This window comes from Blautia sp. AF19-10LB (genome assembly GCF_003461245.1).
Taxonomy (GTDB): Bacteria; Bacillota; Clostridia; order Lachnospirales; family Lachnospiraceae; genus Blautia_A; species Blautia_A intestinihominis.
The window spans coordinates 352,927-375,565 of sequence record NZ_QTWS01000001.1; the positions used below are offsets into that span (position 1 = coordinate 352,927).

The following is a 22,639-nucleotide window of genomic DNA, read 5'->3' on the forward strand; positions in this document are numbered from 1 at the left end:
ATTATGGATATTAATGCAATTATCGTGGCAACTGTCGTTGTTGCAGCAGTGGGCCTCTTTATTGGAATCTTCCTCGGCGTTGCCGGCAAGAAATTTGCGGTAGAAGTCGATGAGAAGGAAGTTGCTGTCCGTGAAGCACTTCCGGGAAACAACTGTGGTGGATGTGGATATCCGGGCTGTGATGGTCTGGCAGCAGCGATCGCCAAAGGAGAAGCACCGGTCAATGCATGTCCGGTAGGCGGCGAAGCAGTTGGAAAAGTGATCGCAGGGATCATGGGACAGGAAGTTGTCGAGAGCGCACGTATGGCTGCTTTCGTAAAATGTACCGGAACTTGTGAAAAAACAAAAGACAACTACACTTACACAGGTGTAGAAGACTGTGAAATGATGGCATTCATCCCGGGCGGCGGTGCCAAAGCCTGTTCCTATGGATGTATGGGATTCGGAAGCTGCGTAAAAGCCTGCCCGTTTGATGCGATCCATATCGTGAACGGTGTTGCAGTCGTAGACCGTGATGCATGTAAAGCCTGTGGTAAATGTATCGCAAAATGCCCGCATCATCTGATCGAGCTTGCACCATACGAGCAGAAGACTTTCGTAGGCTGCAGCTCCCATGCCAAAGGCAAGGCTGTTACAACTGCCTGCGAACTTGGATGTATCGGATGTAAGAAGTGTGAGAAGACCTGTCCGAACGGTGCGATCACTGTTACAGACTTCTGTGCACACATCGATTACGACAAATGTACAAACTGCGGTGCATGTAAAGAAGCATGCCCGAGAAAAGTCATTCTCTAAAACCTCATATCATATGAATAAGATCCCGGCCGTGAGAGGCAATGCTTCTCTGACCGGGATCTTTTCGAATAGATGTTTGCTTTTTGCTTTTTGTTATGTTATGATTGAAAAACAGGAAAAAATTTGATTAGAGCAGGAGTAGAGTTTGCATGATTTCATTCATTTGCGGCCAGGTGGCAGATACAACAGAGAATTCTGTGATCATAGAGACAGGCGGGATCGGATATGAGGTTTTTATGACAGGGACGGCGATCGAGCAGGCGGTCCGTATGGAAGGTAAGGTGAAAGTCCATACATATTTCCATGTGCGTGAGGATGCCATGCAGTTATATGGTTTCTGGAATAAGGACGATCTTCAGATGTTCCGTCTTCTTCTTGGTGTCAACGGGATCGGGCCGAAGGCTGCACTGGGAGTTTTGGCAGGACTTACTTCTGATGAGCTTCGGTTCGCGGTACTCTCTGATGATGTCAAGGCTCTTTCCAAAGCGCCTGGGATCGGTAAAAAAACCGCCCAGAAACTGATCCTTGAACTGAAGGATAAACTGAAACTGGAGGATGCGTTTGAGAAGAAACTGGCACATGAGCAGGAGGCGGCAGTCCTTGCTGGTGCAGATTTCCATGATGGACGCCAGGAGGCAGTGGAAGCCCTGACAGCACTTGGCTACAGCAGTTCCGAGGCACTCAAGGCAGTCCGCAGAGTCACAGATGTAGACCCGGGCGATGTGGAAGCAATCCTCAAGGCTGCCCTCAAACAATTATAATGGAGTAATGATAAATGGAAAAAAGAATGATCACAACAGATGTGACAGAGGAGGATCTGCCTCTGGAGGGAAACCTCCGTCCACAGACCCTCGATGAATACATTGGTCAGGAAAAAACCAAAAACACACTCAAGATCTATATAGAAGCCGCGAAACAGAGACACGATGCCCTCGACCATGTCCTGTTTTACGGACCTCCGGGACTTGGTAAGACTACTTTATCCGGGATCATCGCCAATGAGATGGGAACCCATATGAAGGTAACATCCGGTCCGGCGATCGAGAAGCCGGGTGAGATGGCGGCGATCCTCAATAATCTCCAGGAGGGAGATATCCTGTTTGTGGATGAGATCCACCGCCTGAATCGTCAGGTGGAGGAGGTCCTTTATCCGGCGATGGAGGATTTTGCAATCGACATTATGATCGGCAAGGGTGCTTCTGCGAGATCTATCCGTCTTGATCTTCCGAAATTTACCCTGGTCGGAGCGACAACGAGGGCGGGACTTCTTTCTGCACCGCTCCGGGATCGTTTTGGGGTGATGCACCATCTGGAATTCTATAATAAGGAAGAACTTCAGACGATCATCCTTCGTTCAGCAGATGTCCTTGGTGTTGAGATCGATACGAGGGGTGCGGCAGAGATCGCCAAGCGTTCCAGAGGAACCCCGCGCCTTGCAAACCGTCTTCTCAAGAGAGTCCGTGATTTTGCACAGGTCAAATACGATGGAAAGATCACTTATGATGTAGCTTCTTTTGCACTGGATCTTCTTGAGGTGGATCAATATGGACTGGACAAGATCGACCGGAGGATCCTCAAGACACTGATCGTAAACTTCCAGGGAGGACCGGTTGGTCTGGAGACTCTGGCGGCAGCGATCGGGGAGGATGCAGGCACTCTGGAGGATGTTTATGAGCCATATCTTCTGCAGAATGGCTTCCTCAACAGGACCCCGAGAGGCCGTACAGCGTCCGCACTTGCCTATAAGCATCTCGGAATTGAAAGAAATTCGTAAAAATTCCTATACATTTTTACAAAATTCGATTATAATGGAGTACAGACAAGGCGTGAGGAGTATTACTACGCCATAGATTTGTAAAAATCTGGTCGGCTTCCGTTATGGAAGAAGGATGAAAGTTTAAGATACGGGAGGCTTGTTATGGCAGTCAAAAATACGGCGCAGGTAGTCATCGGAGGGAAGATCATAACTCTTGGTGGTTACGAATCTGAAGAGTATTTCCAGAAAGTGGCATCATATATAAATAACAAAATGTCTGAATTGAGCGAAATGCCGGGATATTCCCGTCAGCCAATGGAGACAAAGCACACCCTGCTCAGCCTGAATGTTACAGATGATTATTTCAAGGCAAAGAAGCAGGCAGAGATCTTTGAGCAGGATCTTCAGCAGAAGGATCAGGAGATGTATGAATTAAAGCATGAACTGATCGCACTCCGCATGAAGATCGAAGAAACTGAGAAGAAAGAACAGGATGCCAGAACACAGAAGGAACTTCTTGAAGGGAAGGTCAAGGAACTGGAAGAAGAGATAGATAAGTTGCTTAAGTAAGAGTAGGGAGGGGATTGCTTCGGTAGTCCTCTTTATTTGTTACAGAATGATCAGATGAAAGGAAAATCTCATTTGAAGAAACAGGAAATAGAATTACTTTCACCGGCAGGTTCCTATGAGGGATTCGAGGCTGCGATCGGAGCCGGTGCAGATGCAGTTTATGTAGGCGGACCGGATTTCGGGGCAAGAGCTTACGCGCAGAATTTTACACAGGAAGAACTGATCCGTGCGATCCGGACAGCGCACATTCATGGCAGGAAGCTGTATCTCACGGTAAACACCCTGCTTAAGAACCGTGAGATCAAGGAGAAACTCTTTGATTCTCTGAAACCGCTGTATGAGGCGGGACTGGATGCGGTCATTGTTCAGGATCTTGGCGTTTTTCAGTTCATCCGCAGAAATTTTCCGGACATGCATATCCATGCCAGCACACAGATGGCAGTTACCGGACCGGAGGGAATGAAATTCCTTGAGGAACAGGGAGCGGCACGTGTCGTTGCGGCCAGGGAATTAAGCCTTGAGGAACTGGCTGCCATGCATAAGAAAAGCAGTATTGAGATCGAAGCGTTTGTCCATGGGGCTCTTTGCTACAGTCTGTCCGGGCAGTGCCTGATGAGCAGTATCCTCGGAGGCAGGAGCGGCAACCGTGGAAGATGCGCACAGCCATGCAGGCTTCCTTACCAGGTCCGTAAGGGAGAAGACAGGAAATTTCCGAAGACAGAGGATTTGTGTCCTCTGAGTCTTAAGGATATCTGTACACTGGATATTCTACCGGAGATCGTAGAAGCGGGTGTGATGTCGCTCAAGATTGAGGGAAGAATGAAACAGCCGGGATATACAGCCGGGGTGACAGGTATGTATCGGAAATATCTGGACATATTGTTAGAGAACAGACAAAATTATCAGGTGACAGACAAAGACAGGAAATATCTTTTGGATATCTTCAACAGAGGCGGTTCCTGCACGGGCTATTATAAGCAGCACAACGGTCCGTCCATGATGGCATTCTCCAATGAGAAGAAGACCGGCGGCGTATCCGGAGAACTTACGAAATGTAAGGAGAAGATCACCGGAAGCCTGATGCTTTACCCGGAGAGCCCGGCAATCCTGCAGGTTTCCTGCGGGGACAGGCAGGTGGTGGTTTCCGATGGAGAAGTCCAGTTTGCCAAGGAACATCCGATGTCAGAGGAGCGTATCCGCAAACAGATGGAGAAACTGAGAAATACTGAATTTGAATGGGAATCCCTGGATATCCAGATGGATGGAAATATCTTTGTTCCGGTGAAACTTCTTAATGAACTCAGGAGAAACGCTCTGGCAGCATTGGGAGAAGAACTTTGTGCGCCGATGTACCGGAAAGCAGCGGACAGACCAGTGTTTGCCACAATGGAAGGGAGTCCTGCCGGAAAGAATGGCAGTATACCAGGCATGTTCATATCGTGCGAAACGATGGAGCAGGCAGAGACAGCATGGCAGAGAGACGAAGTTCAGGGATTGTATCTTCCATATTTTGTTATGGAGCAGGCAATGGTCAGGGGCATTCAGAACCAGAAAGAACTGTATCTTGCATTTCCTTATATCACCAGAGAACAGGCACCGGAGCATTTTTTTGAGACTGCTTTAAGGTGGCTTGAGGAAGGAATGAAGGGATTTCTTGTGAGAAATCTGGAATCCTATGGAATGCTGAAAAAACAGGGCCTTGAGAAATCTGCGGTTCTGGATGCAACGATGTATACCTGGAATAACGAAGCCGTCGATTTCTGGGAGAAACAGGACATTCTTAAGAATACGGTACCTCTGGAACTGAAAGAAGCGGAAATGCGTCACAGGGATAACAGGAACAGTGAGCTTATCGTATATGGATATATTCCATTGATGCAGTCAGCGCAGTGCGTCCGCAAAAATATCGCTTCCTGTGATATGTGCGAGGGCAGTATGGTCCTGAAGGACAGATACGACAAGGAATTTACAGCAGTCTGTGTCTGCCACCCATGGAAAACAGGAACTACAAAAACAAAAGAACGCTGCTATAATATAATCTATAATAGTCTGCCGTATGGACTTCTTAAGGAGTCGAAGCAGGTGCTTGCACTTGGGATGCAGTCCTTACGTATTTCCCTGACTATGGAGACAGCTAAGGAAACAGAGCAGATTCTGGATGAATTTCTGGGGGTATATTATCATAACCGTATACCTGCCGAAAGGAACTTTACCAAAGGACATTTTAAAAGAGGAGCCGAGTAGGGGCATATGATCAATGTAATAGTAGAATTATCCAAATACATCATCCTGACGCTGATGATCGTCTATACGTTTCATTGTTTTTATACCGTGCGTCAGCCGGATGAAGAGGAGAGGAATGAGCTTCTGCGTCAGCAGCTTATCCTGATCTTTTTTATCGACTTCACTGCGTTTCTTGTGATCTACCTCAAGACGTTTGATTACAAGGTGGTACGTTTTTATATAGAAATGCAGATCTTTTTTGCAGTGATCCAGATCCTGTACAGAGTCTTGTACAAGAAAGCATCATTGCTGCTTCTGAATAATATGTGCATGCTTTTGAGTGTTGGATTTATCATGCTGTGCCGTCTTGACATCACGATGGCTACCAAGCAGCTTCTTGTTGCGGCCGGAGCCAGTGCTGTTGCGCTTGTGATACCGGTCATGATCCGGAAGATGCGTTTCCTGCGTAAGCTGACCTGGATATATGCAGGAATAGGCGTTGTACTTCTGGCAGCAGTATTTCTTCTGGCCAGAACCAGCTATGGAGCGAAGTTGACACTTTTGGGTGTGCAGCCATCAGAGGCGATCAAGATTACCTTTGTATTCTTTATGGCATCATTTTTGTCCAGAGATACCAGTCTTAAAGCTGTGGTACAGGTATCGGCAGTTGCAGCTTTCCATGTGGGGATACTGGTGCTTTCCAGGGACCTTGGAAGTGCCGTGATCTTTTTTGTGGCTTATCTGGTCATGGTCTATGTATCTACCAGAAATGTCGGATATCTGGGACTTGGACTTGTAGGCGGAAGCGGGGCAGCAGTGGTCGCCTATCATCTGTTTGGCCATGTCAGACAGAGGGTCAGCGCATGGAAGGATCCGATGGCAGTTTACCAGAACGAAGGCTACCAGATCGTACAGTCACTGTTTGCGATCGGAACTGGCGGCTGGTTCGGCATGGGACTCTGCCAGGGCTCACCGGAGTCCATTCCGGTTGTCAAGAATGACTTTATTTTCAGCGCGATCTGTGAAGAACTGGGAGGGATTTTTGCAATCTGCCTGATCCTGGTGTGCATGAGTTTCTTCCTGATGATCGTCAATATCGCGCTGCGTATCATCAATCCTTTTTATAAGCTGATCGCGCTGGGGCTTGGAACAGAGTATGCATTTCAGGTATTCCTGACGATCGGCGGTGCTACCAAATTTATCCCTATGACAGGTGTTACTCTTCCGCTGGTAAGCTATGGAGGAAGTTCTCTTCTGAGTACGATCCTCATGCTGGCGATCATTCAGGGACTGTATATTTTGAGAGAAGACGAGGACGAGGAATTTGAGAAACGAAAAAAGGAAGCATTACAGAGAATCAGAGCAAGAGAGGAGATTGGCGACAGAACACGCCGCTTCTAAAAGACGTCGGGCAAGAAATAAAGAATATACATTTGTATCTGTCTTCTTTGTGCTTATTTTTCTGGGACTGGCAGGGTATCTGGTGTATTTCAATGCCATAAAGAGAGACAGCTTTATCAACAGCCCTTATAATACAAGGCAGGATACATTTGCAGACAGAGTCGTGAGGGGAAATATTATGTCTTCAGACGGTGAAATACTCGCACAGACGAATGTCAGCGATGACGGAACGGAAGAACGTTCTTATCCGTATTCCAATATTTTTGCACATGTTGTCGGATATGATACCAATGGCAAAAGCGGTCTGGAGTCGGAGGCAAATTTCCAGCTGCTGAGTTCTCATGAATTCTTTCTGACCCAGATCAGAAATGAATTTGCCGGTGCGAAGAATGTCGGGGATACGGTCGTCTCCACTTTGAATGCGGATCTCCAGACAACGGCATACAATTCTCTTGGTGACAGGAGAGGTGCTGTTGTAGTATTGCAGCCATCTACGGGAAAAATCCTTGCGATGGTCAGCAAGCCGGACTTTGATCCGAATACGATCGCAGCAAACTGGGAACAGCTTGTAAATGATGAGACAAACAGCAGCCTTTTGAACCGTGCGACGATGGGACAGTATCCTCCGGGATCTACGTTCAAGATCGTCACAGCGCTGACTTATCTGCGGCAGAATGGGACTTTTAATGGATTTTCCTATGACTGCCAGGGAAGCATCACGAAAGAAGATCATACGATCCGGTGTTATGGCGGGACCGTCCATGGGCAGGAGGATTTTTATGCGGCATTCGCGAAATCCTGTAACTGTGCATTTGCGGAGATGGGAACACAGCTTGGCGGAGCTGCACTTCTTAAGACAAGCGAGAACCTTCTGTTTAATCAGAAGCTTCCGCTGAGATCCTATCGTAAGAGCTCCTTTACTTTAAATGGAAGCTCTGGAGTTCCGCTCACGATGCAGACGGCGATCGGTCAGGGAAATACCCTGGTATCTCCGATGCACATGGCACTGATCACAAGTTCCATTGCAAACGGCGGTGTTCTGATGAAACCATATCTGATCGACAAGGTGCAGAATCATGCCGGTGATGAGGTGGATACCACAGAGCCGGAAGCATATAAACGTCTGATGACAGACAACGAAGCATCTCTCCTCGGAGAACTGATGAAGGGGGTTGTACAGAACGGTACAGCTTCTTCTCTGAATGGAAGAGGCTATACAGTGGCAGGAAAGACCGGTTCTGCTGAATACAACGAAAGTGGTGCAAGCCATTCCTGGTTTGTCGGATATTCTAATGTTGATAATCCGGATATCGTGGTTTCTGTCATCGTCGAGGATGGTGGTACCGGAAGCGAGGCGGCAGTGCCGATCGCGGCGGATGTCTTTGATGCATATTATTTTGACTGATCGAATAACGATTAAGGTTGCCAGTTTGTCCAAAAAGAGTTATACTATTAACAGTTCAGTGTATGAAACTTACAGTTACTGTGAACGGAGTGAACAGTAACAACTCACACGCAGTACAGGAGGAAATTGCAACATGATAGAAGCAACGAGCTGTGGCGGTGTGGTAATTTATCGTGGCAAGATACTGGCACTTTACAAGTCTTATAAGAACCGTTATGAAGGCTGGGTGCTGCCAAAGGGAACTGTAGAACCAGGTGAGACGCATATTCAGACAGCACTTCGGGAAGTGCAGGAAGAATCTGGCGTGAAGGCTACCGTAGTCAAGTATATCGGCAAGAGCCATTATAATTTCACAGTTCCGGAGGATATCGTTACAAAGGAAGTACATTGGTATCTGATGACGGCTGATAATTATCATAGCAGACCTCAGAGAGAAGAGTTTTTTGTGGATTCCGGGTATTACAAATTCCATGAGATCTATCATCTGCTTCGTTTCTCGAATGAGAAGCAGATCGTGGAGAAGGCTTACCAGGAATATCTGGAACTACGGAGTCAGGGACTCTGGGGCAAACAGCGCAGAGATTGAGCATAACTGTTCAGATTCTCTGCATGGAAGATGTACAATAGGGCTGTGTTTCTGACGCAGCCCTGTTTAGATTCCGAAAAAAAGGAAATCCTCTATAATAACAGCCGAAGGAGAAGCAAGCGATGCTGAAATGGTGTAAGGATCTTCGCATTGGCGAGGGCGTAAAGAGAGCAGATAAGATCCGTCGTAAACTGAATCATGGGAAGATCGTGCCGGGTGTCTATCTTATCACTTTTTCAGAAAATCCACGGAACCTTCTGGAGATCATACCGGCTCTGACAATGATCCAGCAGAGTGCTGCAGACATCTGTCCGGAGATCATCGGACTTGCCGGCGATAAGGACGAGGCTGTGGATATGGTTGTGGAGATCATTCAGGAAGTCTACGATGCGACAGGAGATTTTCGGATAGAAGAATATTGGAAGAACAGGTGATGCCATGCTACATATCTTGTGGATGATCATAAAATTTATATTGATCCTTATAGGGATAATACTGGGGCTGATCCTGTTTGCACTGCTGCTGATTTTATTCTGTCCTGTAAGGTATCGGGCAGAAGGGACGAAGGAGGCCGGTTCCTTCCGCACTGCCAGTGGGCGGGCGAAGGTAAGCTGGCTGTTTGGCGGTATCTCATTTTCTCTTGGGTTTCAGAATGGACAGACGGTATCGGATTTCCGGTTATTTGGGATCCCTGTCATGAAAGTCCTGAAGAAACTGAGGAACCGTAAGAACAAGAAGAAAACAGATCCTGACATGGATGATGAGATAGAGTACAGTGAGACTGATGAGGACAGCACTGGAAATGCGACTTATATAGAAGCGAAAGAACTTTCTCGGGATGAGACAAAGCACAGCCGGGAAGTAGCAGAGACCCCGCAGGCATCCTGGCCGGAGATGGAAACATCCGAAGAAGATCTGTCAGATCCGGATATCGAGAAAGAACGCAAATGGCAGCAGACAGCAGAGAAACTTAAGAATCTGTTTTATGATCTGGGGAATAAAGCCAGAAGGATCTGGGACAAAATAAAAGCAGTCTATCGAAGGATCATGAAGATCCCCGCAGATCTGGAGAATCTCTCCCGAAAGAAGGATGCGCTTTGTGACAAGATTGACTGGTGGAAAGCATTTATCGGACATCCACGTACACAGAAAGCCATATCTCTTGTCAAAACCAGGGCATTTCGTCTTTTGCGGCATGTATTTCCGACGAAAGTGGAGGGAGAACTTGTATTTGACTGCACAGATCCGTCGATCACGGGCTCTGTACTTGCAGTCCTTGGAATGACGATCCCGCTTCACAGAAACTGTATCCGTGTCATGCCGCTTTTTGAGAACCGGAATGTTCTCTATGGAAATGTGAATCTGAAGGGCAGAGTATACGGGATCATGCTGGTTAAAACAGCCATAGAGCTGTATTTTGATAAAAATATAAAATACGTCATCAGACGATGGAAACATAAATAAAGGAGGACTGGTGTTATGTCAGGTGAAAACAATTTTAAGGATACTGTAAATTCTCTTTTTAAAGGAATGGATGCATTTATTTCTGCCAAGACAGTTGTCGGAGATGCGATCCATGTCGGAGATACGATCATCCTTCCGCTGGTGGATGTTTCCTTCGGCGTAGGAGCAGGGGCTTTCGAGGGTGACAAGAAGAGCAACGGCGGCGGTGGAATGACCGGTAAACTGACCCCAAGTGCCGTCCTGGTCATCCAGAATGGAACTACCAAACTCGTCAATGTCAAGAATCAGGACGGACTCACCAAAGTCCTCGATATGGTTCCGGATTTTGTAGACAGATTTGCCTCTGGATTCGGCAAGAGTGATGACACAGAAAGTGAGACAGAGATTTAAATAAAAAGTAAGAGATATATCAAAGAGCTTTATCGTGCAGGTGCGGTAAAGCTTTTTGTATTCCACAGGGGTTTTTGGCATAAGATATTATGAGACCATAAGATGAGGGTAAGAGTGTGGGAAGACTTCTGGGATTGATGATTTTCTGCATAGGGATAGGAATTGTGATCGGCATGCTGATACAGGAGAATGTGGTCATTATTGTCACAGCCGGGCTTTGCCTTCTCTGTGGTTATCATATGTTCTGCCATTAACAATGAAAATAGATGTTTTATAGCTTTGTTTATTGTAAAACGAAAAAGAGGCACGGGAAAATTCCCGTGCCCTGCTTGGTCGTTCATACATAATTCGGAATTATGCTCTCTCAACTTTTCCGGATCTCAGACAAGAAGTACATACATACATCTTCTGTGCACCGCCGTTAGCTGTTTTAACTTTAACGGATTTTACATTGGATTTCCACATTTTATTGGATCTTCTATGGGAATGACTTACATTATTTCCGAAATAAGCACCTTTTTCACAAACTGCGCATTTAGCCATGATAGCACCTCCTTGACGCTTTTTTTCAACAGATTTTATTCTACCAGATGAAGCCAGGTTTTGCAAGTAAAAAAATAGAAAATCTCAAAATATTCTTCAAAAGGGCAAAAACAAGGTAAAATATAGCTGTTTTCAGACTATATATTATAAGTATGAAACCGGAACGACAGAGATGAGGAATATTGTAAATATGTAAAAAATGTTATAAAATATGGTAAAAATGAAAAAACGTGTGAAATAATATCTTATTTCAAAATTTAATTATAAAAACACAGATAATTAAAAAATAATAGTAAAATCACTTGAATTATAGGGATGGGAGTGTTAATATAGAATTAAGCAATACATCTTTTTTATCTATGGCAATGCTGCCGTCTGTTTTTTTCTAGAAACATTTCAGAAATCCCTGTTTTTCATCGGATCAGGTCAAAAGCAGGGAGCTGAAATATCAAGAAGAAAAATGCTATCGTGTATGAGCTGGCTGGAGATCAAATCCGACCAGCTTCTTTTTATATTAGAAATCATGAGAACAGCCCATGTCGAAATTAAACATTGTCTTATCCAAAAAAACGGGTTATAATATATTTATATAATAATTTTTTATGGAGGTCACTATATGAATGGACGTATAGATTCCGGCTTAGGGCAGATCGTCATTGATACAGACGTTATTGCTACCTATGCGGGCAGTGTGGCAGTTGAATGTTTCGGGATCGTAGGAATGGCAGCAGTCAGCATGAAGGACGGACTGGTCAAGCTGCTTCGTATGGAAAGCCTGAAACATGGTATCAGTGTCAAGATCACAGAGGACAACAAGATCCGCCTGAATTTCCATGTGATTGTAGCGTATGGCGTAAATATCAGTACGATCGCCGATAACCTTGTCAGCAATGTGAAGTACAAAGTAGAGGATTTCACTGGCATGGAGATCGACAAGATCAATATTTACGTAGAAGGCGTTCGCGCAATAGACTAAGGAATCAGAGGAGGAACACGTGTTGAATATAAAAACCATCGATGCCAGTGTGCTTTCCAGAATGTTCCTGGCAGGAGCCAAGAATCTGGAAGCAAAGAAAGAATGGATCAATGAATTAAACGTATTTCCGGTACCAGACGGAGATACAGGAACCAATATGACAATGACGATCATGTCAGCAGCTGCAGAGGTAAGTGCACTGACAGATCCGGATATGGAGACTCTTGCCAAGGCGATCTCTTCCGGTTCTCTCCGTGGAGCCAGAGGAAACTCAGGTGTTATCCTTTCCCAGTTACTTCGAGGATTCACCAAGAGCGTTAAGAAAGCTAAGGAACTCGATGCACTTGCAGTTGCAGCAGCTATGGACCGTGCAGTAGAGACTGCATACAAGGCAGTTATGAAACCGAAGGAAGGAACCATCCTCACTGTAGCCAGAGAAGCAGCACTCAAGGCTGCAGAGATCGCTCCGGAAGCAGAGGAACTGCAGCCGTTTTTTGAGGAAGTTTTTGCACACGCAGAGGCAACTCTGGCAAAGACACCGGAGATGCTTCCTGTTCTTAAGGAAGCAGGTGTTGTAGACTCCGGTGGACAGGGTCTCCTTGAAGTTTTAAGAGGTGCCATTGACGGCTTCCTCGGCAAAGAAGTAGATTATTCCGACTTTGAGAAGACTGCGGGACCAGCAGTGACCAAGATCTCTCCACAGGCAGAGGCTGATATCAAATTCGGTTACTGTACAGAATTCATCATCCTTCTGGACAAAACGCTTCCGATCGAAGAAGAACACAAATTCAAGGAATTCCTGACTTCCATCGGTGATTCCATCGTTCTCGTTGCAGACGATGAGATCGTCAAAGTCCATGTGCACACCAATCATCCGGGACAGGCGATCGAGCGTGCACTGACTTATGGAGCCCTTTCCCGTATGAAGATCGACAACATGCGCGAAGAACATCAGGAAAAACTTATCAAAGACGCAGAGAAACTTGCCAAACAGCAGGCAGAAGAAGAGAAGAAACAGGAACCGGCAAAGGAAGTTGGCTTCATCGCAGTGTCCGCAGGTGATGGACTCACAGACATCTTCAAAGAACTTGGTGTAGACTATCTGATCGAGGGCGGTCAGACCATGAATCCAAGTACTGAGGATATGCTGAACGCGATCGACAAAGTCAATGCCAAGGCGATCTACATCCTTCCTAATAATAAGAACATCATCCTCGCGGCAAACCAGGCAAGAGATCTTACTGAGGACAAGGAGATCATCGTTGTTCCGACCAAGACGGTTCCACAGGGAGTTACTGCTCTCATCAGCTACGTTCCGGAGAAATCTCTCGAGGAAAACACCGAAGAGATGACCGAGGCGATCGCAAGAGTCAAGACTGGCCAGATCACCTATGCAGTCAGAGATACCAGGATCGAGGATAACGAGATCCATGAGGGAGATATCATGGGTATTGGTGACAAGGGAATCCTTGCAGTCGGAAGCGGCAAAGAAAAAGTTGCAGAGGATACCGTAGCAGCCATGATGACAGATGATGCTGAGGTTATCAGTGTTTATTATGGCGCAGATGCTTCCGAGGAGAAGGCAGAGGAACTCGCAGCTACTCTGGAAGAGAAATATCCGGACTGTGAAGTAGAAGTAAACTATGGCGGACAGCCGATCTATTATTACATCATTTCTGTTGAGTAGGACAAATGGCACAGAGTTTAAGAACCCTAAAAGGTGTAGGAGAGAAGACTGAGAAGCTTTTCCAGAAGGTTGGTATTTACGATACCGACGATCTCCTGCACTACTATCCAAGAAATTATGATGAATATGAAACGCCGGTAGATATCGCAGAGCTTAAGGAGGAGACGGTGCAGGCCGTCTCCGCTGCGGTATGTTCCGGCGTTTATGTTAATTCCGTGAGGGGCAGACAGATCATCTCCGTAAACATCGCTGACCAGAGCGGGAAATTTCCTGTGGTCTGGTTCAATCTTCCATATTTGAAGAAAACCCTCAGGAAAGGAAGCTGGTTTGTTTTTCGCGGCAGGATCGTGCGCAAGCAGGGCAAGCTTGAGATGGAACATCCGGAGATCTTTACCCCGTCAGCATACGAGGAGATCCTGCATAACCTCCAGCCGATATACGGACTGACAGCAGGACTTTCCAACAAGACCGTCGTCAAAATGGTCACACAGCTTCTGGAAACACTTCCGATGCAGAGTGAATACCTCCCGGAAGAACTCAAAGAACGCTACAGACTTGCAGACATCAACTACGCACTCAAGACCATCCATTTCCCAAAAAACAAAGAAGAACTGCTTGTTTCCAGGAAACGCCTTGTTTTTGACGAATTTCTTCTTTTTATCATTTCTGTAAGGCGAATGAAAGAAAAGGCAGAGGAGACTCCGAACTGTTTTCCAGTCAAAGAAACCTGGCTGACAGAGGAGGTCATTGAGCGTCTTCCCTATTCACTTACGAATGCACAGCTTAACGCCTGGCACGAGATTGAGCGCGACCTTGCCGGAAGAACGATGATGTCCCGGCTTGTACAGGGAGATGTTGGAAGCGGCAAGACGATCCTCGCATTTCTTGCGATGTTCCTTGTGGCAGATAATGGCTATCAGGCAGCCCTGATGGCACCGACCGAAGTCCTTGCAAGACAGCATTACGAAGGATTCCTGAAACTGGTGGAAGAACAGGGACTTTCTTTCCCGACCGTTCTTCTGACCGGTTCTGATACAGCAAAAGAAAAACGTATCGCCTACGAACGCATTGCCTCCGGAGAAGCTGCTATCATCATCGGTACGCATGCGCTGATCCAGGAAAAAGTCGAATACGCAAACCTTGCCCTGGTCATTACAGATGAGCAGCACCGTTTCGGTGTCAAACAGAGGGAAGCCCTGACAACGAGAGGAAATCCGCCTAATGTCCTTGTCATGAGCGCAACACCGATCCCGAGAACACTGGCGATCATCCTCTACGGAGATCTTGATATCTCCGTGATCGATGAACTTCCGGCAAAGCGTCTCCCGATCAAAAACTGCGTTGTCAATACTTCATACCGCCCCAAAGCCTACTCCTTCATAGAGAAACAGGTGCGCCAGGGCAGACAGGCATACGTTATCTGTCCGATGGTAGAGGAGAGCGAGGGCATGGATGCAGAAAACGTCCTCGATTATACGCAGAAGCTTAAAGAAAACCTTCCATCTGACATTCGGATCGAATACCTCCATGGCAAGATGAAACCCAAAGAAAAGAACCGTGTGATGGAGTCTTTCGCAGCCGGCGAGATCCAGGTGCTTGTCTCAACAACGGTCGTTGAGGTAGGTGTGAATGTGCCGAATGCCACTGTCATGATGGTTGAAAATGCCGAACGTTTCGGTCTTGCACAGCTTCACCAGCTCCGCGGCCGTGTAGGACGTGGAGAATACCAGTCTTACTGTATTTTTATCCAGGGAAATCAGGATCAGATTTCGAAACGTCTGGAGATCCTGAACAAATCAAATGATGGCTTTTATATCGCAGGCGAAGACCTCAAACTCCGTGGCCCCGGCGACTTGTTCGGGATCCGTCAGAGTGGTGATATGGAATTTCGGATTGGTGATATCTACAACGATTCCACGATCCTCAAAGAAGCCAGCGAAGCGGCAGAAGAGATCCTTTCCCTGGACCCGGAACTTGATCTTGAACAGCACAGATCTTTGAGAGAACGGATGGAACATTACAGCCAGAATGCGACAGAAAACATCGCCCTCTGAAAAGAAAATATTGCCAAACCCGGGAAAACGTGGTATTTTAGTACCGTAAAAACTATTTTTCACCTTGTAAGGAGGCTATTATGGCTACAAGAACAACGACAAAAAAGGCAGAACCTAAGACAACAACTGCGAAGACGGCTATCGAAAAAGAGGCTCCTGCAAAGCTCGCTGCAGAACCGGAGACAAAAGAGCCGGTCAAAGCAACAGTAACCGAGAAAATAACTGAAGAAGTAAAAACACCTGCAAAGAAGACAACCAGAAAGAGAACTGCTGTCAAGAAGACAACCGAAGAAAAGACAACAGAGAAGAAAACCACTGCGAAGAGAACAACCAGAAAAGCAGCTGCAAAGAAAGCAGAAGCAACTACAGAAGTATTCGTACAGTGGCTTGGCAAAGAGATATATGCAAAGGATGTTGTTGAGAGCATCAAAAAGATCTGGACAGAAGAGATGGGCAGAAAAGAATCAGAACTTGAAGACTTAAAAGTATATATCAAACCAGAAGACAATGGGGCACACTATGTCATCAATGGTGATATTACAGGATTTCTTGGATTATAAGAACAATAAAAAGCTCAGATGATCTGTTCATCTGAGCTTTTTGACCCTTTCAGGCAGAGAGATAAAGATTAATACTGACCGCCCTGGCTTCCGGAAGACATCTGTCTTTCCTGCTGCTCGATCATTTTTTTAACCATATATCCGCCGACAGAACCATTCTGTTTGGAGGTAAGGTTTCCGTTGTATCCATCTGTGAGCGGTACACCTAATTCATTTGCTACTTCGAATTTAAAACGGTCCAGTGCGCCTTTTGCTTCTGGTACGACTGCTTTGTTAGAAGAAGTATTGTTTGACATGATTGATTCCTCCTTGGTTGTTTTTGTGTTTGTGTTACAATGCTAGTATGTGGATTTATCGAAATAATACACTGGAATTTAGCGTATAATCTGCCAGAAATATGAAAATATTAAATTTCTATGAATTATGTATAAGTTTGAAAGATTTAATTGCACTTTTTTTGGTAACTTGTTATAATAAACAAAAATAAGTGTTACTGTTTACCACGTTAACAGTAACAAATAAGCTTAAAACTAAAAAACCAGTAATGTATTGGTGAAAATGGAGAGATGAACGATGAATTTAGGAATCATTGCACACAACAGCAAAAAGGTACTTATCGAAGATTTCTGTATCGCCTACAAGAATATTCTCGCCAAGCATGAGGTTTATGCTACCGGAACAACCGGAAGGCGGATTGAGGAAGCCACAAACCTTCATGTGCATAAGTTCCTTGCAGGAAGTATAGGCGGAGATAAGCAATTTATGGAAATGGTAGAACGACAGGATCTTGACATGGTCATCCTGTTTTACAATCCGGTCATGATGGATCCGAAAGAACCGGACATCCACGCCATCGTTATGAGGTGTGATCAATATAATATACCGGTCGCTACGAATATCGCAACGGCAGAACTTCTGATTCTCGGACTTGCACGCGGCGACCTGGATTGGAGACTGAATCTGAAATGAGAGTAATCGCTGGAACTGCCAGACGTCTTGCACTCAAGACAGTGCCTGGCATGGAAACAAGACCAACTACAGACAGAATCAAAGAAACTCTGTTTAATATTCTGCAGCCATACATTCCGGACAGCACCTTCCTGGATCTTTTCAGTGGAAGCGGTGGAATCGGGATCGAGGCACTCAGCAGAGGCGCAGAACATGCGACCTTCGTTGAGAAAAATCCCAAGGCATGCGCCTGCATCCGGGAAAATCTTGCATTTACAAAGCTGGCTGAACATGGTAAACTGCTGAACATGGATGTACTGCAGGCTCTTCGTTCTATGGAAGGGCAGGCTGCATTCGACTGTATTTTTATGGATCCACCGTATAACAATGAGCTGGAGAGACAGGTGCTGGAGTATCTGCAGGACAGCTCCCTCGCGGATGAGGATACCCTGATCATCGTTGAGGCAGACCTTCATACGGACTTCTCTTATGTGGAAGAATTTGGCTATGAACTGAGCCGTTCCAAAGAATACAAGACCAATAAGCATATTTTTTTGCACAAAAGAAAGTGAGAAATACCTATGGTAACAGCAGTTTATCCGGGAAGTTTTGATCCGGCAACCTATGGTCATCTGGATGTCATCAGGCGCGCAAGCGTATCTTTTGACAGAGTTGTAGTCGGGGTTTTGCAGAATTCTGCAAAAAGTCCGTTGTTTTCTGTGGAAGAACGTGTTAATATATTAGAAAAGGCGACCAGGGATATCCCGAATGTGATTATCAAGCCATTTGACGGACTTTCTGTGAACTTTGCCAGAGAGAACCAGGCCCAGGTCATTGTACGTGGGCTTCGTGCGGTTACTGATTTTGAGTATGAGCTTCAGATGGCTCAGACCAACCGCGTTCTGGCTCCGGATGTAGATACCGTATTCCTGACCACAAGTCTGGAGTACGCTTATGTAAGCTCCACCATTATGAAGGAAGTAGCCCGATTTGGAGGAGATTTATCCAGTTTTGCACCGGCAGAGATCATTCAGGAACTACTCCTGAAGATGCAGGAAAAAGACAAAATATAAGGAGAATGTACTATGAGCAGCAGAATTGAACAGCTTATCGACGAAATCGATGAATTTATAGAAGGCTGTAAATTTCAGCCTTTATCAGCAACCAAGATCGTTGTAAATAAAGAAGAGATGGAAGAGTACTTAAGAGAACTTCGTCTTAAGACTCCGGATGAGATCAAGAGATATCAGAAGATCATCAGCAACAAAGATGCGATCCTTGAGGATGCACAGACCAAGGCAGATGCCCTGATCGCAGATGCACAGACCAAGGCACAGGAGCTCGTTACACAGCACGAGATCATGCAGAAGGCTTACGCACAGGCGAACGAGACCATCAACGCTGCCAACAAGCAGGCACAGGAGATCCTGGATTCCGCTACACAGGATGCCAACAGCATTCGTCTGAGCGCGATCACTTACACAGATGACATGATGGCAAACATCGGATCTGTCCTGAACCAGACACTGGAGGATGCAGGCGGCAAATACAAGACTTTCATCGACTCTCTGCAGAGCTGTCTGGAAGTTGTAAACCACAATCGCCAGGAGCTGGCACCTCAGACAGCACAGGCAGCAGCGATCACAGGTTCTTACCATGACGAACCTGCCAAGGAAGCTGAGGATGACAATCTCTTAGATGATCTTGGCGAAGAATAAGAATAGTACTATGACGATCAGCGCATTCACAAGCTTGGATGCGAGATAGGGAAGCAGGGAGAGTTCTTCTGTCACGAGGCTTCGTGTCTGTGCAGTGATGCAGGCACCGCCGAGTACGACAGTGACCAGGGCACAGAGATATTTTATTTCCGGGTTCAGACCTGAGAGTGCGAGACTGTGAAGCCCGGTAGTCATTTCCAGGAGGCAGAACAGCACATACGAAAGTATGGACTGACTTTTCCAGAAATGACGTACACAGGCAGTCAGGATCGAGAACATAAGAATATACCCACCCAGTTTGGTGATCGTTTCGAAACCGTTCATAATAGAGGCATCCAGTATGGCTCCCGGAGAGCTGTCAGAGGATGTCTCTTTTTTTGATGTGTATATCGGGGAGAAGCCAGCAGTGTACCGGCTGCCTGTACGAAAAAACCACAGGCGCATGCACAGCATGGTGAGGAAGGCGGAGCCGAGAAGAAGCGAGAATACCTCCAAAGCAGAGACCTGCCCGTTCATGCAGGTATGTATCAGATAAGAACTGATGAACATGGGACTGGCGTGGTTGGTAAAAGTCAGGAGATACTGTGCTTCCCTGCGACTGATCTTTCGGCTGGCATAGAGATCGGAAGTAAGTTTGGCTCCCATGGGATAACCACAGAGCAGCCCAAAAAGAACGGCATAAGCTCCGGCAGGAGAAACACCGAAGATTTTTTGCCAGATGGATTCCATGGGGGTTAGGCGCTGGCCGATCATATCTGTTCGGATCAGGACTCCAGTCAGGATCATGAAAGGCAATAGCGTCGGCAGCAGGATATTGAGCCAGAGCTGCATTCCTTCCTGTGCGGAAGCCAGACTTTCCCGTGGAAAAAATAAAAGAAACACAAGCAATACGAGACTTACGACGGTATAGAGAATTTTTTTCATAAAAAAATCTTTTTTTCTTTACTATACGAAATACCCGGGACAAATATGAGGAAAAAATCCAGAAACCCTTGAAATCAAAAAGATTTCTGGGTAATATAAACTATAATGCAGTAATAATGGAGGAAATCAAAATGAGAGTTTTAGAAAACTGTGAACCAAAAAGAGTATTTTATTATTTTGAAGAAATCTGTAAGATTCCGCATGGTTCCCGCAATACAAAGCAGATCAGTGATTATCTGGTGAATTTTGCGAAGGATCATGGATTTGATTATGTACAGGATGAACTGAATAACGTTGTCATCTACAAACCTGCAACTGCCGGATATGAGAATGCACCGACTGTGATCCTTCAGGGTCATATGGATATGGTATGCGAGAAACGTCCGGATGTAGAGCATGATTTCGAGAAAGACGGATTGAACCTTTCTGTCAAGGACGGATATGTAAGCGCAAATGGAACCACACTTGGTGGTGATGACGGAATCGCTGTTGCTTATGCACTGGCACTTCTGGACAGCACAGATATCCCGCATCCGGCACTGGAAGTTCTGGTCACTGTAGACGAGGAGATCGGACTTCTTGGAGCAGTAGGACTTGACTGCAGCGTTCTCAAAGGAAAACGTATGATCAACATGGATTCCGAAGCAGAAGGAAGTCTCTGGATCAGCTGTGCAGGCGGTCTTTCCGCAGTCAGCAGCATTCCGGTGAAGAGAGTCGAGGCAGAAGGAAAGAAGATCGGAGTCAAGATCTGCGGACTGATGGGTGGACATTCCGGAGCAGAGATCGACAAGAAACGCGCAAATGCCAACGTTCTTATGGCACGTTTCCTTTACGGACTCAAGAACAAGGCAGATTATGAGATGATTTCTCTTGAGGGTGGTCAGAAGGACAATGCGATCACAAGAGAAGCTGTCGCAGAACTCCTGATCGACGGCGACCAGACAGAAGCAGTCAAAGCTTATGCAGCCAAAGTACAGGAAGGTCTTCGTGAGGAATACGAAGGCAGCGATGCAAGGATCACCATCCAGATCACAGAGGGCGATGTGGAGACAGCAATGGTCCTTTATCCGACCAGCAGAGAGAAGGTTCTCTTCTATCTGATGGAAGTTCCGTTCGGCATCCAGAAGATGAGCGGAAGCATCGAGGGGCTGGTAGAGACTTCTACCAATATCGGTATTGTCAAACTTTATGAGGATGAATTCTTTGCAAGCTCCAGTGTCAGAAGTTCCGTAGAGGCAGCAAGAGATGCACTTTCTGACAGGATCCAGTATCTGACAGAGTTCCTTGGTGGCGAGTACACCATCCAGGGTGCTTATCCGGCATGGGAGTACTGCAAGGAATCTCCGCTCCGTGACAAGATGGTATCCGTATACGAAGAAATGTACGGACAGAAACCGGCAGTTGTTGCGATCCATGCAGGACTGGAGTGTGGACTTTTCTACAAGAAGATCGAAGGACTTGACTGCGTATCTCTGGGACCAAACATGAAGGACATCCATACTTCAGAGGAAGTTCTGGATATCGCATCCACAGAACGTGTATGGAATTACCTTGTCAAAGTTCTGGAACAGTTAAAAGACTGATAAAACAAAACTAAGTTTCTACGACAGAGGCTTCTGGGCGGTGATCGCCGGGAGTCTCTGTTTTTTGCGTAATAATGATGTAAGAGAGAGAATAGAATAAAAATTGACGATATCGTATAAAGGCAGAATTTCAGGCTCATGGGACGATGGCTCTGGAAAAGTTTCTTCTGTTTTTTTATTCTTACCTGCATCACTGGCAGTCAAAAGATCCTTCTGGAGCGAAGCCGGGCATCGATACTGGATGAAAAAACATGTGAGTCAGCTGCGTTTCGGGAGCAGCATCTTCCGACGGAACTATACCGGCAGCTTCGCAACCAGGATGAAAGTTCAGGAAATACAGACTGGATGGAAAATCTGACGACGACAATGCTGAACGGGAAATTTTATCCCGGGAGATGTTCTTCTGACAGGGAGCCTTATCTGAGATATAAATACAAAGAATATACAGATCTGTGCAGTTTTTACCAGGCGGTCTGGAAGGATGTCAGATATTTTCCGGTCGCAGCAGATGACATCTCATTTGAGGACGGCTGGATGGAAGAGAGAAGCTTTGGGGGAGAGCGTGTTCATGAAGGCTGTGATCTTTTTGGAGGTTGCGGGGCAGCAGATTTTTATCCGATCATCAGTATGGCGGACGGAAGTGTAGAAGCGGTCGGCTGGCTCCCCTTAGGTGGCTATCGGATCGGTATCCGTTCTCCTTCAGGAGGCTATTTTTATTATGCACACCTTTCTTCCTATGAGCGGGACTGGAAGGAGGGAGATTCCATAAAAGCGGGAGAAATCCTTGGGTTTATGGGCGATACCGGTTATGGCAGTGAAGGTACAAAGGGAAAATTTCCGGTACATCTGCATCTCGGGATCTACATTCAGACACCGTATTCGAGGGAGATGAGCGTAAACCCATACTGGGTGCTGAAGGCCGTTCAGAAAAAAATCAGAAAGTGTGTATATTAATTACATATCCATGCAAAAATGTGCTATAATGCAAAAGTAGTTTCGCTTTAAATCAAGAGGAAGCCGGGGCTACTTTTGCTACAAGCCACCAAGGGAGCGATT

The 22,639-nt window shown here is 46.1% G+C and carries 25 protein-coding genes; 22 read left to right on the plus strand and 3 right to left on the minus strand.

Annotation, left to right across the window (positions count from 1 at the left end):
* Window positions 1–3: 3 nt before the first annotated feature.
* From DWX28_RS01710 to DWX28_RS19495, 12 genes are all read left to right on the plus strand, one after another.
* Window positions 4–795 (plus strand): RnfABCDGE type electron transport complex subunit B, encoded by a 792-nt coding sequence (locus DWX28_RS01710; protein ID WP_022215162.1) that lies wholly within the window; start codon window positions 4–6, stop codon window positions 793–795.
* 149 nt (window positions 796–944) lie between these two features.
* Window positions 945–1,556, plus strand: coding sequence for a Holliday junction branch migration protein RuvA (gene ruvA / locus DWX28_RS01715; protein ID WP_022215163.1), 612 nt, complete (start codon window positions 945–947; stop codon window positions 1,554–1,556).
* 14 nt (window positions 1,557–1,570) lie between these two features.
* Entirely contained in the window at window positions 1,571–2,569 is a 999-nt protein-coding gene (gene ruvB, locus DWX28_RS01720; RefSeq protein ID WP_022215164.1) for a Holliday junction branch migration DNA helicase RuvB, read from the plus strand.
* A gap of 144 nt (window positions 2,570–2,713) precedes the next feature.
* Window positions 2,714–3,121 (plus strand): cell division protein ZapA, encoded by a 408-nt coding sequence (gene zapA / locus DWX28_RS01725; protein WP_022215165.1) that lies wholly within the window; start codon window positions 2,714–2,716, stop codon window positions 3,119–3,121.
* Window positions 3,122–3,193: 72 nt separating this feature from the next.
* Window positions 3,194–5,365 (plus strand): peptidase U32 family protein, encoded by a 2,172-nt coding sequence (locus DWX28_RS01730; protein ID WP_243002285.1) that lies wholly within the window; start codon window positions 3,194–3,196, stop codon window positions 5,363–5,365.
* Between the two features lie 6 nt (window positions 5,366–5,371).
* Entirely contained in the window at window positions 5,372–6,745 is a 1,374-nt protein-coding gene (locus DWX28_RS01735) for an FtsW/RodA/SpoVE family cell cycle protein (RefSeq protein ID WP_118251472.1), read from the plus strand.
* A gap of 49 nt (window positions 6,746–6,794) precedes the next feature.
* Window positions 6,795–8,150, plus strand: a complete 1,356-nt coding sequence (locus DWX28_RS01740) for a peptidoglycan D,D-transpeptidase FtsI family protein (protein WP_118251498.1) — start codon at window positions 6,795–6,797, stop codon at window positions 8,148–8,150.
* A 133-nt stretch (window positions 8,151–8,283) separates the two neighbouring features.
* The gene (locus DWX28_RS01745) at window positions 8,284–8,736 is read left to right on the plus strand and encodes an NUDIX hydrolase (RefSeq protein ID WP_022215169.1); all 453 of its coding nucleotides are present in this window, start codon (window positions 8,284–8,286) and stop codon (window positions 8,734–8,736) included.
* A gap of 122 nt (window positions 8,737–8,858) precedes the next feature.
* The gene (locus DWX28_RS01750) at window positions 8,859–9,170 is read left to right on the plus strand and encodes a hypothetical protein (RefSeq protein ID WP_022215170.1); all 312 of its coding nucleotides are present in this window, start codon (window positions 8,859–8,861) and stop codon (window positions 9,168–9,170) included.
* Window positions 9,171–9,174: 4 nt separating this feature from the next.
* Window positions 9,175–10,200 carry a DUF2953 domain-containing protein gene (locus DWX28_RS01755; RefSeq protein ID WP_118251473.1) on the plus strand — a complete coding sequence of 342 codons (1,026 nt, stop codon included), beginning with the start codon at window positions 9,175–9,177 and terminating at the stop codon, window positions 10,198–10,200.
* A 15-nt stretch (window positions 10,201–10,215) separates the two neighbouring features.
* Window positions 10,216–10,590, plus strand: a complete 375-nt coding sequence (locus tag DWX28_RS01760; protein WP_022215172.1) for a GerW family sporulation protein — start codon at window positions 10,216–10,218, stop codon at window positions 10,588–10,590.
* Window positions 10,591–10,706: 116 nt separating this feature from the next.
* A complete protein-coding gene (locus tag DWX28_RS19495) occupies window positions 10,707–10,844 on the plus strand; it encodes a hypothetical protein (protein ID WP_173905484.1) in 138 nt (45 codons plus the stop codon).
* Window positions 10,845–10,944: 100 nt separating this feature from the next.
* On the opposite strand, the gene rpmB is transcribed toward DWX28_RS19495, so the two are convergent.
* Window positions 10,945–11,133, minus strand: coding sequence for a 50S ribosomal protein L28 (rpmB, locus tag DWX28_RS01765; protein WP_022215173.1), 189 nt, complete (start codon window positions 11,131–11,133; stop codon window positions 10,945–10,947).
* A gap of 616 nt (window positions 11,134–11,749) precedes the next feature.
* On the opposite strand from rpmB, the gene DWX28_RS01770 reads away from it, so the two are divergent.
* The 4 genes from DWX28_RS01770 to DWX28_RS01785 all read left to right on the plus strand — a co-directional run bounded on the left by DWX28_RS01770 (window position 11,750) and on the right by DWX28_RS01785 (window position 16,410).
* Complete coding sequence (locus tag DWX28_RS01770; protein ID WP_022215174.1) at window positions 11,750–12,109, plus strand: Asp23/Gls24 family envelope stress response protein; 360 nt, start codon at window positions 11,750–11,752, stop codon at window positions 12,107–12,109.
* Between the two features lie 22 nt (window positions 12,110–12,131).
* Window positions 12,132–13,796, plus strand: coding sequence for a DAK2 domain-containing protein (locus DWX28_RS01775; RefSeq protein ID WP_118251474.1), 1,665 nt, complete (start codon window positions 12,132–12,134; stop codon window positions 13,794–13,796).
* A gap of 5 nt (window positions 13,797–13,801) precedes the next feature.
* Entirely contained in the window at window positions 13,802–15,850 is a 2,049-nt protein-coding gene (gene recG, locus DWX28_RS01780; protein ID WP_118251475.1) for an ATP-dependent DNA helicase RecG, read from the plus strand.
* A gap of 80 nt (window positions 15,851–15,930) precedes the next feature.
* Window positions 15,931–16,410 carry a DUF6465 family protein gene (locus tag DWX28_RS01785; RefSeq protein ID WP_118251476.1) on the plus strand — a complete coding sequence of 160 codons (480 nt, stop codon included), beginning with the start codon at window positions 15,931–15,933 and terminating at the stop codon, window positions 16,408–16,410.
* Window positions 16,411–16,478: 68 nt separating this feature from the next.
* Here the strand turns inward: DWX28_RS01785 and DWX28_RS01790 are convergent, their stop codons facing one another.
* Window positions 16,479–16,706 (minus strand): alpha/beta-type small acid-soluble spore protein, encoded by a 228-nt coding sequence (locus DWX28_RS01790; protein WP_022215178.1) that lies wholly within the window; start codon window positions 16,704–16,706, stop codon window positions 16,479–16,481.
* A gap of 277 nt (window positions 16,707–16,983) precedes the next feature.
* Between DWX28_RS01790 and DWX28_RS01795 the strand changes: the two genes are divergently transcribed.
* From DWX28_RS01795 to DWX28_RS01810, 4 genes are read left to right on the plus strand one after another with little or no spacing between them, the layout of a single operon-like run.
* Entirely contained in the window at window positions 16,984–17,379 is a 396-nt protein-coding gene (locus DWX28_RS01795; RefSeq protein WP_022215179.1) for a methylglyoxal synthase, read from the plus strand.
* On the plus strand, window positions 17,376–17,930 hold the full coding sequence (gene rsmD / locus DWX28_RS01800; RefSeq protein WP_118251477.1) for a 16S rRNA (guanine(966)-N(2))-methyltransferase RsmD: 555 nt from the start codon (window positions 17,376–17,378) through the stop codon (window positions 17,928–17,930). Before DWX28_RS01795 ends, rsmD begins: the two co-directional genes overlap by 4 nt.
* Before the next feature lie 9 nt (window positions 17,931–17,939).
* The gene (gene coaD / locus DWX28_RS01805; protein WP_022215181.1) at window positions 17,940–18,431 is read left to right on the plus strand and encodes a pantetheine-phosphate adenylyltransferase; all 492 of its coding nucleotides are present in this window, start codon (window positions 17,940–17,942) and stop codon (window positions 18,429–18,431) included.
* Window positions 18,432–18,443: 12 nt separating this feature from the next.
* Window positions 18,444–19,076, plus strand: a complete 633-nt coding sequence (locus tag DWX28_RS01810; protein ID WP_022215182.1) for a hypothetical protein — start codon at window positions 18,444–18,446, stop codon at window positions 19,074–19,076.
* On the opposite strand, the gene DWX28_RS01815 is transcribed toward DWX28_RS01810, so the two are convergent.
* A complete protein-coding gene (locus tag DWX28_RS01815; RefSeq protein ID WP_118251478.1) occupies window positions 19,053–20,000 on the minus strand; it encodes a hypothetical protein in 948 nt (315 codons plus the stop codon). The two genes, DWX28_RS01810 and DWX28_RS01815, sit on opposite strands and share 24 nt — an antisense overlap.
* A 131-nt stretch (window positions 20,001–20,131) precedes the next feature.
* Between DWX28_RS01815 and DWX28_RS01820 the strand changes: the two genes are divergently transcribed.
* Together DWX28_RS01820 and DWX28_RS01825 are read left to right on the plus strand one after the other, a co-directional pair.
* Window positions 20,132–21,583 (plus strand): aminoacyl-histidine dipeptidase, encoded by a 1,452-nt coding sequence (locus tag DWX28_RS01820; protein WP_118251479.1) that lies wholly within the window; start codon window positions 20,132–20,134, stop codon window positions 21,581–21,583.
* A 138-nt stretch (window positions 21,584–21,721) separates the two neighbouring features.
* Entirely contained in the window at window positions 21,722–22,537 is an 816-nt protein-coding gene (locus tag DWX28_RS01825; RefSeq protein WP_243002287.1) for a M23 family metallopeptidase, read from the plus strand.
* Window positions 22,538–22,639: the final 102 nt, after the last annotated feature.